Source organism: Pedobacter sp. MR2016-19, assembly GCF_014947265.1.
Lineage (GTDB): Bacteria > Bacteroidota > Bacteroidia > Sphingobacteriales > Sphingobacteriaceae > Pedobacter.
In genome coordinates, this window is sequence record NZ_JADCNK010000001.1 from 492,949 (window position 1) to 508,184 (window position 15,236).

The 15,236-nt window shown below is 39.2% G+C and carries 17 protein-coding genes; 12 read left to right on the forward strand and 5 right to left on the reverse strand.

Annotated elements, in window-relative coordinates:
* Nucleotides 1–91: 91 nt before the first annotated feature.
* On the reverse strand, nt 92–1,396 hold the full coding sequence (locus IM793_RS25090) for a carboxypeptidase-like regulatory domain-containing protein (RefSeq protein WP_193419518.1): 1,305 nt from the start codon (nt 1,394–1,396) through the stop codon (nt 92–94).
* A complete protein-coding gene (locus IM793_RS02160) occupies nt 1,389–1,967 on the reverse strand; it encodes an RNA polymerase sigma factor (protein ID WP_132395967.1) in 579 nt (192 codons plus the stop codon). The genes IM793_RS25090 and IM793_RS02160 overlap by 8 nt, the downstream gene beginning before the upstream one ends.
* A 214-nt stretch (nt 1,968–2,181) precedes the next feature.
* Here IM793_RS02160 and IM793_RS02165 point away from each other — a divergent pair, with 214 nt between their 5' ends.
* From IM793_RS02165 to IM793_RS02215, 11 genes are all read left to right on the forward strand, one after another.
* On the forward strand, nt 2,182–2,943 hold the full coding sequence (locus IM793_RS02165) for a DUF4197 domain-containing protein (protein ID WP_193419519.1): 762 nt from the start codon (nt 2,182–2,184) through the stop codon (nt 2,941–2,943).
* Between the two features lie 234 nt (nt 2,944–3,177).
* On the forward strand, nt 3,178–4,113 hold the full coding sequence (locus IM793_RS02170) for a PD40 domain-containing protein (RefSeq protein WP_193419520.1): 936 nt from the start codon (nt 3,178–3,180) through the stop codon (nt 4,111–4,113).
* A gap of 24 nt (nt 4,114–4,137) precedes the next feature.
* Nucleotides 4,138–5,064, forward strand: a complete 927-nt coding sequence (locus IM793_RS02175) for a ketopantoate reductase family protein (RefSeq protein WP_193419521.1) — start codon at nt 4,138–4,140, stop codon at nt 5,062–5,064.
* 123 nt (nt 5,065–5,187) lie between these two features.
* Nucleotides 5,188–5,739, forward strand: a complete 552-nt coding sequence (locus IM793_RS02180) for an RNA polymerase sigma factor (protein ID WP_193419522.1) — start codon at nt 5,188–5,190, stop codon at nt 5,737–5,739.
* Between the two features lie 10 nt (nt 5,740–5,749).
* A complete protein-coding gene (locus tag IM793_RS02185) occupies nt 5,750–6,103 on the forward strand; it encodes a hypothetical protein (RefSeq protein WP_227256101.1) in 354 nt (117 codons plus the stop codon).
* A 505-nt stretch (nt 6,104–6,608) separates the two neighbouring features.
* Nucleotides 6,609–6,875, forward strand: a complete 267-nt coding sequence (locus tag IM793_RS02190) for a hypothetical protein (protein WP_193419523.1) — start codon at nt 6,609–6,611, stop codon at nt 6,873–6,875.
* Nucleotides 6,876–6,880: 5 nt separating this feature from the next.
* A complete protein-coding gene (locus tag IM793_RS02195) occupies nt 6,881–7,114 on the forward strand; it encodes a hypothetical protein (RefSeq protein ID WP_193419524.1) in 234 nt (77 codons plus the stop codon).
* 4 nt (nt 7,115–7,118) lie between these two features.
* A complete protein-coding gene (locus tag IM793_RS02200; protein ID WP_193419525.1) occupies nt 7,119–7,511 on the forward strand; it encodes a hypothetical protein in 393 nt (130 codons plus the stop codon).
* Between the two features lie 55 nt (nt 7,512–7,566).
* Nucleotides 7,567–8,019 (forward strand): Hsp20/alpha crystallin family protein, encoded by a 453-nt coding sequence (locus IM793_RS02205; protein ID WP_193419526.1) that lies wholly within the window; start codon nt 7,567–7,569, stop codon nt 8,017–8,019.
* Nucleotides 8,020–8,204: 185 nt separating this feature from the next.
* Nucleotides 8,205–9,425: a DEAD/DEAH box helicase gene (locus IM793_RS02210; protein WP_193419527.1), complete on the forward strand. Its 1,221-nt coding sequence runs from the start codon at nt 8,205–8,207 to the stop codon at nt 9,423–9,425.
* 67 nt (nt 9,426–9,492) lie between these two features.
* Nucleotides 9,493–10,404 carry an AEC family transporter gene (locus IM793_RS02215; RefSeq protein WP_193419528.1) on the forward strand — a complete coding sequence of 304 codons (912 nt, stop codon included), beginning with the start codon at nt 9,493–9,495 and terminating at the stop codon, nt 10,402–10,404.
* 636 nt (nt 10,405–11,040) lie between these two features.
* Here IM793_RS02215 and IM793_RS02220 read toward each other — a convergent pair.
* Nucleotides 11,041–12,234, reverse strand: a complete 1,194-nt coding sequence (locus IM793_RS02220) for an aminopeptidase C (RefSeq protein ID WP_132395984.1) — start codon at nt 12,232–12,234, stop codon at nt 11,041–11,043.
* Nucleotides 12,235–12,345: 111 nt separating this feature from the next.
* The gene (locus tag IM793_RS02225) at nt 12,346–13,773 is read right to left on the reverse strand and encodes an L-serine ammonia-lyase (protein WP_193419529.1); all 1,428 of its coding nucleotides are present in this window, start codon (nt 13,771–13,773) and stop codon (nt 12,346–12,348) included.
* Between the two features lie 112 nt (nt 13,774–13,885).
* Between IM793_RS02225 and IM793_RS02230 the strand changes: the two genes are divergently transcribed.
* Nucleotides 13,886–14,377, forward strand: coding sequence for an RDD family protein (locus IM793_RS02230; protein ID WP_193419530.1), 492 nt, complete (start codon nt 13,886–13,888; stop codon nt 14,375–14,377).
* Here the strand turns inward: IM793_RS02230 and IM793_RS02235 are convergent.
* The gene (locus IM793_RS02235) at nt 14,358–15,017 is read right to left on the reverse strand and encodes an MgtC/SapB family protein (protein WP_193419531.1); all 660 of its coding nucleotides are present in this window, start codon (nt 15,015–15,017) and stop codon (nt 14,358–14,360) included. The two genes, IM793_RS02230 and IM793_RS02235, sit on opposite strands and share 20 nt — an antisense overlap.
* Nucleotides 15,018–15,236: the final 219 nt, after the last annotated feature.

Consider the following 15,236-nt stretch of genomic DNA (forward strand, 5'->3'; position numbering starts at 1 on the left):
GTGTAACACTAAGGGGTTTTAACTGTAATTTACACCGATCTCCGTGACCTCTGTGTCTTTTCTTCGTATACGCTGTGGTTGATAGTGGAAATTAAAACTTAACGCTGATTTCTACTAAATCAGTTCCATTTTTAGGTAACACCCAATCCGGACCTTTCTGAATCAACCGCTTCGCTTCTGAATCGGCTTTTCTATTTAGTGATTTTATAACAGCGATGTTGGCTGGCCGTCCGTTGCTTTTAACTTTAAAGCTTAAAATTACAAATTGCTCGGGGCCTTTAGGATTATAAAGCTTATTATTTTTCTCTAAGTATTGGCTGTAGTTAATGGTGGAAACCGGAATTGGCTTTGTAATATCACCGGCCGATTTTCCATCCAGGTTTTGTTCTGCACGCAGCGTAATTTTAGGGGCAGCAATATTTTCTTTTTTATGTCCGTTTGAACCGGTAATTAAAGCAATTTCGTTTAATGATTTATTGCCACTCAATGCAGTTTTAATCGCATTAGGGTCTTGCAACCCAGCTACGGGCAATTCTTTAAAACCGATAGCATTAATCAATAAGTCTTTATCTTTTGCATTGCTATCAGCAGGTAAATAGAAATAGCCTTTGGAATCGGTCGCCGTTACATTTTTAGAGCCAGCTAACTTTACAACTGCTCCCTGAACAGGTTGACCATTACTTTGGTCTACCACGTTGCCACTAAATGCAATTTTACTGGAACCTATTGCGGGTTCTGCTGCCACCACAGTCTCACTTAACGTAACCGGGCTTGGTTTGTAATTGTCAAAGCCTACACGGCTCATCGCTTTAGCACGACTATTATCGGTCGCAATTTTTGCCGCTTTTACTTCATCAACTTGTTGTTCAGCCTGTACAGCAACATGATTTTTTTTGGTGTTTTTTGCCAAATCACCTGTTTTTGCGTCTGCAATTGCTTTATCAATCAAAGTTGCCTTTGTAGTATTTTGAGTAACGGTATCTTCTTTGGCTTCAGGTTGGATAGAAGCAACACTTGTTGTACTATCTAACTGAACCAACACACCTTCTTTTTTATGAGCAGCAAGTTCTGCATTCCTGCGGTTGGTTTCGCGCATAAAAAATAAAATGCTTACTACAATAAAAGCCACAGTTGCGGTTGCCGCAATACTTAGCCTTTGGGTGGTAATGCCCCACAGTTTGCGCTTTACAGGCTTTTCTGATATGCGATCGTACAGCTGTTTTTGTAAAATAGAAAGCGTTTGTTTGCGTTTGGGCGATTGTTTTAGGCCTTCTAATGCTTCGGCAACGAAAGGGTCCTCCAAAGCCTGTCTTTCTACAAAATGCATAGCCTTAGCATCAAGCTTACCATCCAGGTAATCTTCCAATACATCAATATCTAACCAATCGTTATTCACTACTGTTTTTCTCTATACAAATCTTTAAATTCCGCTTACCATTTTGGATGTAACTCTTAACTTTAAGCATGTCGTAGCCAGTAATGTCGGCCACTTCTTTATAACATTTTTCTTGTAAATAAAATAAATCTACGCTTTTTCGCTGTTCTTCGGGTAAAGTTTCCATACACTTTTCCATAATGGTAAGCTGCGTTTCTTTTGTGTTGTCTATATCCAGATGCACAAACTCGCTATTTTCCACAAAAGTATCGTCTATGGAGATGTTATTTTGCTTCGCCGATTTCCGCAATGCCATTAAGCAATGGTTCCGCGTTAAAACATGAAGCCAGCTTTTGAAGTTTTGTACCTCGTGTATTTTCAGCTTTGTTACCAGTTCTTCGAAAATCTGCATTACGGCATCCTTGCTTAGTTCTTCATCTTTGAAGTAGTTTAAGCAAACCCCAAACACCAAATGCATATATTTATTGTAAAGCGAACCCAACGCGTCTAAATCGCCCGTATTTTTATACTCGGCAATCAGTTTGGCGTCTTCTTGCTGGGTATTTCCAGCTGTGTTTTTTATAAACCTCAAAAAATATGGTAGCTATTTCGAATTATCTTTCAAGTATAAAAAATATTTCTGAGTGATGAGACATAAACTAATTTTTTAGGAAGAGATGGTCCTAAATATTTTACGTTGCAGGCTGTCTTTGTAATCATTTTAAATATTGTTGACGTGTGCAAAGGTTTATCTTTGGGTATAAAATTATGGCAGTTGTTTTGCTAAGCATGATTAAACACACAAAATGAAAAGGATCAATATTTTATCGATATCAATGACCATGTTGGTATTTGCAAACCTAAATGTTAGCGCGCAGATTAAACTGAGTGATATATTTAAAAAAGTAACCCAAAAGCCGGGTACCACTACAGCTGCCACCGGAACGCCGTCTACTTTCGAAATAGGACAAGGGATTAAGGAGGCGCTACAAATCGGCGTTTCTGCCGGTGCAGACAGGCTTTCGGTTAAAGATGGCTTTTTAGGCAACCTGGCCGTTAAAATTTTGATGCCTCCCGAAGCACAAAAGGTTGAGAAAACTTTACGTAGCATCGGTTTGAACAAACTTTGCGATAATGTAATTGTGAGCTTAAACCGTGCTGCCGAAGACGCTGCTACCGAAGCGAAGCCTATTTTTATCTCGGCCATTAAACAAATGACATTAACCGATGCCACCAATATTCTTTTGGGAAATAAAGACGCAGCTACTGAATATTTTAAAAGGGTCACCACTGCACAGCTGATTCAGAAATTCAGCCCCATTGTAAACACAAGTCTAAATAAAGTAAACGCTGCCAGTTATTACAGCGATTTAACTACACAATACAACCGCTTGCCTTTGGTAAGGCCTGTAAACACCAACTTAACCGAATATGTTACGCAAAAAGCAATAGATGGTTTATTTGTTGAAGTTGCAAAGGAAGAGCTTAAAATCAGGGGCAATTTAAGCGCAAGAAGTACCACCTTATTGCAAAAGGTGTTCGGTTACGCGGATAGGAAAAAGATTTAAATATGGTGTGATTCGTGAGTATACGAACCACGGCGGAAGAGATTTAATCTGTTTAATTTGATTGCCTCGGTCTGTGTCTCACAGACCGAAATTAGATTAAGTGTAGGTATTGATTGTTGCTCGTGAAGAGGTGAACCACGGCAAATCGACCAACATAAAGTTTGTATTAAGTAAAATATAGCTTCTCTAGGGTATCCCTGAATAATAGACAAAAAACTATTTGTAAAATTGTACATGTCGAAAATCAGCACCACATTAATTTCTGTTTTAATTCCGTGCGTTGCATTAATTACTTCCTGCAGCAACAATAAATCTGAAGAAGAAAATGCTAAAGCCGTTTTAGATACGGTTTCTTTAAGCAGTAAAAATTTCGCGCTAGCCTATCAGGATGGAGATAAAATTGTAGCCACAAGTATTGATACTATGAAACAGATTTCGTTTGGTGGCGCTACCGATCCTGCTATTTCTCCTGACGGAAATAAACTGGCATACACGCTTAGCGATTCTGCCGGGAACCGATCCATCTGGGTTGCCGATATGGAAAACAAAAGCCAGGGTAAATTGCAGGTAAACAGCAAGAATTATTATCAGGCCATGTGGTCGCCTGATGGTGGTGCTATCGCTTTCAATATCTTTAACAGCAAAAACTTATGGAAGATAGGCCTAATTAAAACAGATAATTCTGGTTATGTGATGCTTGATAGCGCATCTAAAATAAATGTTTATGCACCAACCTGGAAAAATGAAAAGGAAATTATCGGGCATGATCTTACCAGGCTCTACACCTTTGACCTTAAGGGCAAGTTAATCGATACTAAATTGATAGCCGATTTGATCGGGAAAGAGTTTTCTATTGTAAGTAGCAACCGTTTCTTTTATACAAAAGATGGAGCGAAGCTGGTTTTTAATGCAGGAAATACCGATGTTTTGAATGGATTAAAAGGACCAAGTGAAGCCGTTTATGTTTTAGACCTGGCCAGTAAAAAAGTACAACGGATTTCACCTAAAGGTATGAATGTTCCTTATGTTTTTCTTACCGCCGATGACCGGATTTTTTATAGCGGAGCTGAAAAACCATTTACCGAGAGCAAAATATATGTTTCTGATTTGGAGGGAAACACTAAAACAGTAGTGGATAAGGGAAATAACCCAACGGGAGCATTGAAATAACCTATTTATCATATTTAGATTGACATGCTAAATAAAACAAGAATTGTTGTTGTAGGGATTGGTGGCGTAGGTGGATATTTCGGAGGTTTGCTGTCTAAGCAATACGCTGGTGGAAACAACGTAGAAATTGTTTTTGTTGCCCGTGGCGAACATTTAAGTGAGATCCAAAAAAAGGGCCTAACTGTAATAAACGAAAACGAAAATTTTATAACCCAGCCATATTTGGCTACCGATGATTATAGTAAAATTGGCATAGCCGACTACATTATCATCTGTACGAAAAGCTACGATTTAAGGCAAACCATCGAAAAGTTAAAGCCCTTAATCAATCATAGAACGGTATTACTCCCGCTTTTAAACGGTGTTGGAGCGAGCGATGAGATTCTAGAAATCCTGCCTCATGTAAACGTTTTAAAAGGCTGTGCATTTATTGTTTCCAAAATTAAATCGCCTGGTATCATCGAAAATTCAGGCAACATTCAAAAGCTATCTTTTGGTGTGGATGGACCACTTAACGGTGAGGTTTTACACCTGAAAAATTTAATGTTTGATGCAGGAATTGATGTAACGGTTTCGGATAAAATTTCTACAGCCATCTGGGAAAAATTTATATTTATTTCTCCTACGGCCACTTCTACATCCTACTTTGATAGCACTATTGGAAAGGTACTGGAAGAAAATATTGAAACCGTTCTGAAATTAATTGAAGAAGTGAAAAGCCTTGCCCTGGCCAAAAGCATAACGATTAGTGATGATATTTCTGGTAAAACATTGGCTACGATGAAATTGATGCCCTACGAGGTTACCTCATCCATGCACCGCGATTATCTCAATCAGAAACCGCAAACAGAGGTTGAGTCGTTAACAGGCTATATTGTGCGGGAGGCCGAAAAATTTGGCATTGCTGCACCAACTTATCTAAAACTATACGAAGGATTACTTAAAAAATAATCGATATAAGACGCTTAAAATCAGGTTCTTTTGGCTTATAAAAATCCATTTTCTGAAAAAAATTAAGAAAATTTAAAGTAATATTGGGTTTCATCCGTTTACTGGGTTATTAAGCAAAATTTAGTGCCAACAAACGAGTCTCAAAATATCATTTCTACGGTTGCCAATTATGGTAAACGCTTATTCAGTTTCATCCGTGGAAGGGTGAATACGGATGAGGATGCGGAAGATATTTTACAGGATGTTTGGTTTCAACTCAGCAACCAACCCGAGGCTGGTGCCATTGAGCAGATTAGTGGCTGGCTATACCGTGTGGCAAGAAATAAAATCACCGATAAGTACCGTAAACAAAAAGAAGAATCACTAGAAGATTTCACTTTCGAGGGTGAAGACGGCGAAATCAATTTTAAAGAAATTTTACTTGCCGAGGCTTACTCACCTGAAGAGGAAAGTTTAAAGAAACTATTCTGGGATCAATTGTTTTTGGCCTTGGAAGAGCTGCCAGAAAATCAACGCTATGTGTTTGTTCAGAATGAGCTGGAAGAGCGCACTTTTCAGGAGCTGGCCGATGAAAGCGGAGAGAATATCAAAACATTAATATCAAGAAAGGGTTATGCGGTAAAACACCTGCGTAACCGTTTACAAAATTTATATCAGGAATTTATTAACTATTAAATTTGCAGACATGATGAATAGAAATTTTAATCGGCGCAAGAAATTTATTTTCTTTTTGCCCGTAGCGGTGCTTATTGCAGCGGTATTGGGTTATGTGGTTATGTTTTTATGGAACTGGATTTTACCTGAGGTGGCGCATGCAGGCAAACTTAATTATTGGCAAGCTCTCGGTTTACTTGTGCTGTGCAGGTTACTTTTTGGAAACTTTAATAAAGGTGGTCATGGAGGACATAATGGTTTCCGTGAGCGTGCCAGGGGAATGCGTGCCAAATGGGATTCGATGAACGAAGAGGAGCGTGTAAAATTTAAGGAAGAATATAAACGGAGATGTGGCGGATGGGGCCACCACCGCAATAAGGAATAGTTTGGAAGCCTCGATTAATTCGGGGCTTTTTTGCTTGATCTATTTCGCTGTTATTCTGAACATCTTGAAAGCCTCTCCGCGAATCGTCATCTCGACCGCAGCAACGCGGAGTGGAGAGATCTATCAAGACAGATTTCTCCATTTCGCTGCACTTCAGTCGAAATGACGGTCGATTTTCTAATAACGACTTTTCTACTTATTCTATCGGTTGGTGTCTCACCGACCGAATGGTAACTACTAAAAGATCCTTCGACTCCGCTCAGGATGACATAACTAGGGGTAACTCTTAATAAATAAAAAAATCAAAATAATTTAAAGTAAAAATAAAGCTGCTCCGTCTTCCTATATAAATAACAAAACAACAGTATTGCTAATTCAACTTGTTTAAAGTGAATTGATTACAATGCTTTAAAATTATAACAGATGAAACCATCATGATTTTCAAAACCCAAAATAACGGGAGAAATCATGATAGCTTCATCACAAATAAAAACATATATAAAAGATGAAAAAAATATTAAAAACCATAGGATTCGGGATTGTACTTGGTGCAGTCGCTTTCTTCATACCGTTTGTGTTCAAATTTATATTGGCCATCATGCTGATCGGTTTAATGTTCAGGATCTTTATCGGTAGGCGTCGCCACTATTTTTATAGCCGCTTTAACGGTTTCGAAAATAACTATAACCCAATTGTGCCGATCGATAACCAATGGTACAGGCCAACCGTACAAGGCAATGGAACAGTGAACAACATTAACGTAAATTATTAACCACCATGAGAGCATTTAGAATATTATTGGCATTGGCTGTTGCTGCAGGAACTTTTTACAGTTTAAATGCACTGGCCATTCAGCATGGATACCGCGATCGGTTAGATTTTAAAAACAGGTATTATCATGACGATTGCCAGCAAGAACATCATAGAAACCATAGTTACAGTCACCACAGCAGAAAAATGGATGATACCATGATTAGCCCTGCTGACAGTATGAACCAAGTAAAAAGATAACATTATGTCACAGGTACTTTTTTTAAGCGATCCATCTCAGGCCGATGTTAGTCCGATTTTAGGTATGGCCAACGAACTGATTGCCCGGGGTGAGAAAGTCACTTTCTTTAGCTCGGATGAATTTAAAGCCCCTATAGAACAAATCGGTGCTGACTTTAAAGCTTACAATCAGGAACTCAATGTTTTTCAAGGGAAAAAGGCTGCTGATGACGAAGAGAAACCTAAATCGGGATTAATCAGCGCACTGCTTGAGCCAATGAAATTTATCGACGACATTTTGGTTCAGATAAGGGGTTTGAAATTTGATTACGCCGTTTTTTCGCCATCATATCCCTATGCAAATATCATTACACAGCTGTTGGGTATCCCTAAAACGGAGCAAGTGCTTCATAATTAATATTGACTCAGGCCGATAAATAAACACAATAAATAAGAATAACAATTAAAAACAAATGTACAAAGAACATAGATGCCATTCGGGCAAGATGCATAGTCGCTTCGGCGCAGGAGAGGGAAGATTTGGAAGACACTTTGGTGGTTCTTTCGGTCACCACAAACACAGCATGTTTAACCAGGGCTTTAGAAAAGTACCAGCTAACATTGAAGAAACAGAAACCAGCTTTATTATTGAGCTTTTTGCGCCTGCTTTGGTTAAGGAGAATTTAAAAGTGGTTACCAAAGATGATGTATTAACCATTTCTTACCACCCTAAAGAAGAAGCCGATTCGGCCAAAAAGTATAGCCGTAGAGAATATAGCAACGGCACTTTCGAAAGAGCTTTTGGCTTAAACGGAAAGGTTTTAGTAGAAAATATTTCGGCCAGTTATGCTGATGGAATTTTGAAGATTACGCTGCCTAAAAACCCTGAAACGAATACACCAGAGAAAGATATTCTGGTAGACTAAGTTTCGTCTATTATAATTTCCAAGCCCTGATTGTTTAGAACAGTTGGGGCTATTTTATTTTATGGTAAACAGGAAGAGCTTCTTTTATAATGCCTTTCAAATTACTAAGCAAACGGATATTGAAATCGGGTTTGCTATTCGCGGTATTTTAAGGTACTTTTGCTAAAAGACATAAACACAATAGATTGAATTTTAACGACTTTAATTTTAACCCCGATTTATACGAAGGCTTAATGGCCATGGGGTATAAAAGCGCTACTCCAATACAAGAACAAGCCATCCCGGTAATTTTAGATAATCATGATCTGATTGCCTGCGCTCAAACTGGTACAGGAAAAACGGCCAGCTACCTTTTACCCGTAATGGATAAAATTAGCAAAGCTGCTGATAGACATAATAATACTTTAATCCTGGCGCCGACACGCGAGCTTGCTCAACAGATCGATTTACAGGTTGAAGCATTAGCCTATTTTACCAATATTAGCTCTTTAGCGGTTTATGGTGGGGGAGATGGTATTGCTTACGAGCAGCAAAAACGTTCTATGCGCGATGGCGTAGATATTATTATTGCCACTCCGGGCAGATTAATGGCACATTTATCTTCAGGTGTGTTAAAACTGGAGCATTTGCAGCATTTGATTTTGGATGAAGCAGATAGGATGTTGGATATGGGCTTTTACGATGACATTGTTCGCATTATCAGCTATCTGCCAAAGAAAAGGCAAACGCTTTTATTTTCGGCTACGATGGCGCCGAAAATAAGAACTATGGCAGGTAAGATCTTGCACGAACCGAAGCAGATTACCATTTCAATTGCTAAACCTGCTGAGGGAATAGATCAGCAAGCTTATAACATTCACGACCAGCAGAAACAGGCCTTACTAACCGATATTTTTAAAAGCGGACAATACAAGAGTAGTATTATTTTCGTTTCAACCAAGGAAAAAGTAAAAGCCTTATACAAAACTTTTAAGGGATTGGGTATTAAAGCCGAAGCTTTTCACTCCGACTTGGGGCAAAAGGAACGTGAAGATATTTTACTGGCTTTCAAAAACCGTAGATTACCTATTTTAATCGGAACAGATGTGTTATCCCGCGGAATCGATGTGGAGGGAATCGACCTGGTCATCAATTATGATGTTCCTGGCGATCCGGCCGATTATGTACACCGTATTGGCCGTACGGCAAGAGCTGCAACCAAAGGAACGGCCATTACCTTGGTTAACGGTAGAGATAAGCGGAAGTTCGATAACATCGAAAAATTAATCGAGAAGGAAGTTCCCCGGATGCCATTGCCAGAAAGCATAGCTGCAATGGAAATTACGCATGTGGAAGAAAAGAGACCTCAAAATAAGGGCAAGAAAAAGGTTTGGAACAAAAAGAAAAAACCAAAACCTTCGGTATAAATTATTTAAAACGCCATAAGTATTCTTATTGGCGTTTTTGGTTTATAAATTATCTTTGCGTTAAGCAATGGCAAACTTCATTCTTATAGGTTTATGTATTTTGGCGGGGATTCTTTTCAGAAAAAGTAAATCGCTGCCTAAAGACGCCCACAAAGGCATTAATGCCTGGATAATTTACATCGCGCTACCTGCTGTTTCTTTTAAATATCTGCCACACATTACCTGGACTACAGATCTATTGTTTCCTGCACTCGCACCCATTTGTGTCTGGCTTTTGGGTTGGTTATTTATTACCCTGTATAGCCGTATCCGGAATATGAATAAGGCCACTTCCGGCGGCTTAAAACTCACCAGTTCTTTAAGCAATACTTCGTTTGTTGGTTTCCCTTTAATTGTGGCTTATTTCAGCGAAAAGGAATTGGCTATAGCCATTATCTGCGATCAGGTAACCTTCATGCTTTTATCTACCATTGGTGTAATTGTAGCTATCCGCTCTTCGCAGCATCAAAAGTTAAACCCGAAAGTAGTGCTGAAAAAGGTACTGACCTTTCCGCCGCTTATTGGTTGTGTGCTGGCGCTAACCTTACCACACTTTATTGATGTTTCTTCGTTAGATCCATTGTTCGATAAACTAGCGGGAACGGTTGGTCCACTGGCATTGTTTTCGATAGGTTTACAGCTAAAATTTGGCGGTTGGTTTAGCGAGTTGAAACACATCAGCTTTGCTTTATTGTATAAACTGATTTTAGCGCCTTTGGTAGTGTTAATTATTGCACTCGGTTTAGGTATGCATGGAATAATTGCCAAAATAACCATTTTCGAAATGGCTATGCCAACGCTGCTGACTGCTGGTGTAGTAGCCGATCAGTATAACCTTAATCCGAAGCTTTCTAATCTGGTGGTGGGGATCGGGATATTGCTATCGTTTATCACTACAGGTTTATGGTGGTTGGTGTTGACTTATTCAGGGGTGGTTTAAATTATTCCGGTTTTTTATCACAGAGGCCATAGAGAAAAACACAGAGCGCACAGATTATCATGTTTGTCAGTCTGAGGAATAATTTATTGTATAAAAATCAATATAAGTGACGTAGAATTGTTTTCTCTTGTCCTACGGCGCAGTCTTGCCTCGGCTCACCGCCGCCGAAGGGCTCTTTCTTTTTGGCATCAAAAAGAAACAAAAACTGCCGGCTGAAAATTTTTCTTTCAAAGCTAGTAGTTTGGCTTAGGCAGTGCAGCCCGAAAAATTTGTTAGGCCGGATTTAAGTAGAACGGGGATACCGTGCTATGGCCTAGCTGTATGGAAATGCAAAAATAGTTAAATGCCGATTAATAATAATTTATAAAATAACGTCAATGGTAGCGGAGTCTAAGATTTACCACGGAAACATAGATTAGGACAGAGTATTTTCACTTATAGATCTCTCCATTTCGCTGCGCTACATCGGATAGCTATCGGATCGAGATGACGAAGGCTCTAGTGCAACTTGCCTTGCTCACCAAACGCTTTCTGCTCGCCTCTTTGTGTTTTCTCTGTGTAAAACTCAGTGAGCTCTGCGGTTACAAAAAAAGCCGCAAAATTTCTTCTGCGGCTCCTTAAATGATTTTGATTGAATTACAAAGCTAATTTTTTAGCAATTGCCGATGGAATACCTGCTTTGTTTAATAAAATTGCTGTCGTTTTATATTTTACGTAGTTTTTGGTTACGTATAAGTATCCTTTATAATCATTACTTGCTCCCCAGGAGTTTTTAACGATATAATATTCTTTACCTGTCTGATCTTTGGCTAAACCAACAATGTGCATGCCATGATCATCAGTAGTTTGATAGTTATCGAAAGCAAGCTGACGGTTCTCCTGCGTAATTTCCATCTCTGGCTGTGGGCCGTTAAACATTTCTGCTTTCTGTTTCACGGTCATATCAGCAAAAGGTGTTTGCGGAACAAAAGCCACACCGTTTTTCCAGCTGAAGTTTTTTTCGCTTACATCTGTAGCCCATGCAACAGTATAACCACCTTTTAAAGCGTTATCAATGATGTCGGTTAACTCGTTTACCTTAACATTGTAAACCTGATCGAAAGACCAGTTATCAGGCACTAATAAAGTAAACTTGCTGTAGAAAGGATGATCGTTGAACGATGAAAGTTCTACATAGTTATCGGCATTTAAACCCACTACTTCCTGGGCGAAAGTTTTTGGCGTGTATTTTTTGCCATTGTAGGTAAAGTTTTCAGGTACAGCACCTAAATAAGCATCAATTACACCTGTATAAGCTTTTAACCAGTTTGGGGTTAACTCGCCATTTGCATTTTTTACAACAGCTTCTAAAACACCTTTTTCGATATCGCCAAGCTCTGCGGTTTTATTAATTTTAGTGCCGTAATTTAATCCGGTGTATACTTCCTGCGGAACTGCGCCATATTTTCTGTACATATTGATTACATCGTGCAAAGCGCCACCATCGCCTAATGAAACCGCACCATGCATACGCACATAATTTTTACCTTTTTCTACATAGGCATTGCGGGCTGAAAAAAGCTGAGACAAGGTCACTGGCTGTTTACCAGCTTTAATCATTTCTGATTCTAAAAATGAGTTGGTGGAATAGCTCCAGCAAGTGCCTGAAGATCCTTGATTCTGAACTGGTGTATTGGCCAGGTTAATCACTTCTGTAAATTTAAAAGAAGCAGTACTGTTTTCGCTTTGGTTGTTTTTTAAAGAATTAACGAGATTGTCTTGTGCATAAGTCGCTGATATAGATAACGACAAAGCCAAACCAATCACACTGATTTTTGTGTAGTTGATCATTTTTTATGAATAATTAATAAAGTCAGCGAATGTAAAAATACTTGTTGATTTGTCAACGGAAAGTTTGTAATAAAACGATAACACGAGTCATTTTATTGCAACAATGTTGAATTAACACTCTGGCAAACTGATTGGAATATTGGTTGCCAAGCCTCCATCAGATGTTTCTTTATATTTGGCATTCATGTCGAGGGCAGTTTCCCACATCGTATTTACCACAGCATCTAAACTTACTTTTGCCTTATCAGGATTGCTTTGTAGCGCCAGCTGACTAGCTGTAATGGCCTTAATGGCACCCATGGTGTTTCTTTCGATGCAAGGGATTTGTACCAAGCCGCCAATCGGATCGCAGGTTAAACCCAGGTGATGTTCCATGGCAATTTCTGCGGCCATTAAAACCTGTCTTTGCGAGCCGCCTAAACACTCCGTTAGCGCTGCGGCAGCCATTGCTGAGGAAACGCCAATTTCGGCCTGACAACCACCCATAGCGGCTGATATGGTTGCTCCTTTTTTGAAAATACTGCCTATTTCTGAAGCACAGGCAATAAACTGGATGATTTTTTCTTCGCTGTAACCATCGCAAAAGGTAATAAAATATTGCAATACGGCTGGAATTACCCCTGCAGCACCGTTGGTAGGGGCAGTTACCACACGACCAAAAGATGCGTTTTCTTCATTAACGGCTAAGGCAAAACAGCTTACCCAATCTAAAATATAATTAAAACCGTTTCCACCTTTTCTAATGGCTTCTAACCAGCTATTATAATCTGAATATTCACTTTTTCCTATTAACCGTTTATTTAGTGGAAATGCCCGTCGTGCTACATTTAAACCACCTGGTAAAAAGCCTGTAGTATGACAACCACGGTAAATACAATCGCGCATTACGGCGAAATGTTGTAGAATACCTTTTTTAGTCTCTGCTTCAATGCGCCAGGCCAGTTCGTTTTCCATTACAATTTCGCTCACTTTTAAACCGGTTGACAGGCACCAGTGCAATAGTTCTTTTGCTTTTTCTACCGGAAAGGGAAGGTCTACCTGGGCTTTATTGCTATTGTCTTCGCCCTCTTTTACCACAAAACCACCACCAATAGAATAGTAGGTTTCTGAAAAAGCTTTACCATCTTTTAAAAATGCCTGGAAAGTAACCGCATTTGGGTGAAAAGGTAAACTTTCGGCAAAAAGAAAAAGAAGATCGTTATTGTAATCGAAATCAAGAATTAAATGATCAGCGAGATTTAATTTCTTATCTCTTTGAATGCTTTCGAAAGTTGGGGTAACTGCATCAACATCAAAAGTTACCGGATCAGCTCCTGTTAAGCCGAGTAGAATCGCAACATCGGTTCCATGACCTTTACCTGTTTTGGCAAGCGAACCATAAAGCAATATTTTGATACCCTCAACATCATCAATTAAGCCGTTTTGAGCAAGAGAAGCGGTAAACTGTTGTGCTGCCCGCCAGGGACCTAATGTATGTGAACTGGATGGGCCGATGCCTATTTTAAAAATATCGAAAATCGAAATTTGTTCCTTGATCATTATGAATATAAGTTATACAAATCTATGATTGTTTTATGATTTTGGATAAATTAATTTTGGCTGGAGATGAAAATGCGTTACCTTAGAAAAATCTAATCCAAACGCTCCAAAAATGGACTTTAATAACAATTATCAGGAAATTGATTTAAGCTACTGCCGTGCCAGCTCGGGCAAAAGATTCGCTAATTATATTATCGATACAATCGTATTTTACATCGTTGCATTCGGACTTGGGATAGTGATTGGTATTTTAAAGCCAAACCTTTTAGTGGGGGTAGATGACCTGTCACTACGTTTAGTTTTGCTATTATTTTATGGAATAGTTATGTTTATGACAGAGGCAATGTCTAACGGAAGATCGATAGGTAAATTAATTACTGGTACAAGGGCAGTAAATCATGATGGTACTGATATGTCTTTTCAAAAAGCATTTGTCCGGAATATTGTAAGGTCAATACCTTTTAATGCGTTAAGTGCATTAGGTACTCCAAGTATCCCCTGGCACGATCGCTGGTCGGACACCATGGTGGTTGACGAGAAAAAACTGGCCTTACAAACCCAAAGGGTAGATTTATTCGACTCAGTTAAAAATCAAACTCTATAATCTCTTTGTCTTTTAGCATGCGCTCTACAAATTTCTGGTGGTTTTGTGGCGTGCCGGTAGCCGTCCAGTTTCCTGTAATGATGTTGTTTACCAACTGATGCTTGCCACGTTGCGGTTTCAGCTTGCTTTCCCTGAAAACTTCTTCGTAACTTTCTAAATCGCCATGTGTATGTTGTTTTTTAACGATGCGATAGATCCGCTTAGTGAAACGACGGTCGCCAATTTCTTCTAAAAAAGGGAAGATAATCAAAGCCAGCATAACCACAATAGTAACACCAATGGCCTGCTCGTAATAACCTGATCCAACAGCCATTCCAATTGCGGCAACTATCCAGATAATACAGGCTGTGGTGAGCCCTTTAACGCGGTTTTCCTCTTTAAAAATCACTCCAGCACCTAAAAAGCCTATTCCCGTAACAATATTAGAGGCAATACGGTCTTGACTGGTTGGACCGATTTTGATAGACAGGATGGTAAACAGGGTAGCACCTAAGCCGATCATCATCATGGTTTTGAGTCCGGCAGATTTACTTCTATATTCCCGCTCAGCTCCGATTATACCGCAAAGTAGGGTAGCCAATAAAAATTTATTGATTTCACTTTGTGTAATGAAATGGTTTTGGTCTATGATTTCGTTCATTGCCTTGAATTATCACTTGCAAATTAATAAAAATCATAACATCTCAGGCCATTTGCCCTGCCCCCATTTGAACTATTTGGAAAATATTTTTCCGTAACCCACAAACTAAATGAGCATGTTATAGCGTTGGTGGGGCTTCTTTCTGCTACAGCATAAAAAAACCCTCAAGGCATTATACCTTGAGGGTTTTTTACACGAAATCGTTTTGTTACAGGTGGG

Bases quoted from the DNA above. Each gene is read 5' to 3' on its own strand.
- IM793_RS02165 (WP_193419519.1), top strand. From the start codon at position 2,182: ATGAAAAGGATCAATATTTTATCGATATCAATGACCATGTTGGTATTT.
- IM793_RS02170 (WP_193419520.1), top strand. From the start codon at position 3,178: ATGTCGAAAATCAGCACCACATTAATTTCTGTTTTAATTCCGTGCGTT.
- IM793_RS02175 (WP_193419521.1), top strand. From the start codon at position 4,138: ATGCTAAATAAAACAAGAATTGTTGTTGTAGGGATTGGTGGCGTAGGT.
- IM793_RS02185 (WP_227256101.1), top strand. From the start codon at position 5,750: ATGATGAATAGAAATTTTAATCGGCGCAAGAAATTTATTTTCTTTTTG.
- IM793_RS02190 (WP_193419523.1), top strand. From the start codon at position 6,609: ATGAAAAAAATATTAAAAACCATAGGATTCGGGATTGTACTTGGTGCA.
- IM793_RS02195 (WP_193419524.1), top strand. From the start codon at position 6,881: ATGAGAGCATTTAGAATATTATTGGCATTGGCTGTTGCTGCAGGAACT.
- IM793_RS02200 (WP_193419525.1), top strand. From the start codon at position 7,119: ATGTCACAGGTACTTTTTTTAAGCGATCCATCTCAGGCCGATGTTAGT.
- IM793_RS02205 (WP_193419526.1), top strand. From the start codon at position 7,567: ATGTACAAAGAACATAGATGCCATTCGGGCAAGATGCATAGTCGCTTC.
- IM793_RS02215 (WP_193419528.1), top strand. From the start codon at position 9,493: ATGGCAAACTTCATTCTTATAGGTTTATGTATTTTGGCGGGGATTCTT.
- IM793_RS02220 (WP_132395984.1), bottom strand. From the start codon at position 12,234: ATGATCAACTACACAAAAATCAGTGTGATTGGTTTGGCTTTGTCGTTA.
- IM793_RS02225 (WP_193419529.1), bottom strand. From the start codon at position 13,773: ATGATCAAGGAACAAATTTCGATTTTCGATATTTTTAAAATAGGCATC.
- IM793_RS02230 (WP_193419530.1), top strand. From the start codon at position 13,886: ATGGACTTTAATAACAATTATCAGGAAATTGATTTAAGCTACTGCCGT.
- IM793_RS02235 (WP_193419531.1), bottom strand. From the start codon at position 15,017: ATGAACGAAATCATAGACCAAAACCATTTCATTACACAAAGTGAAATC.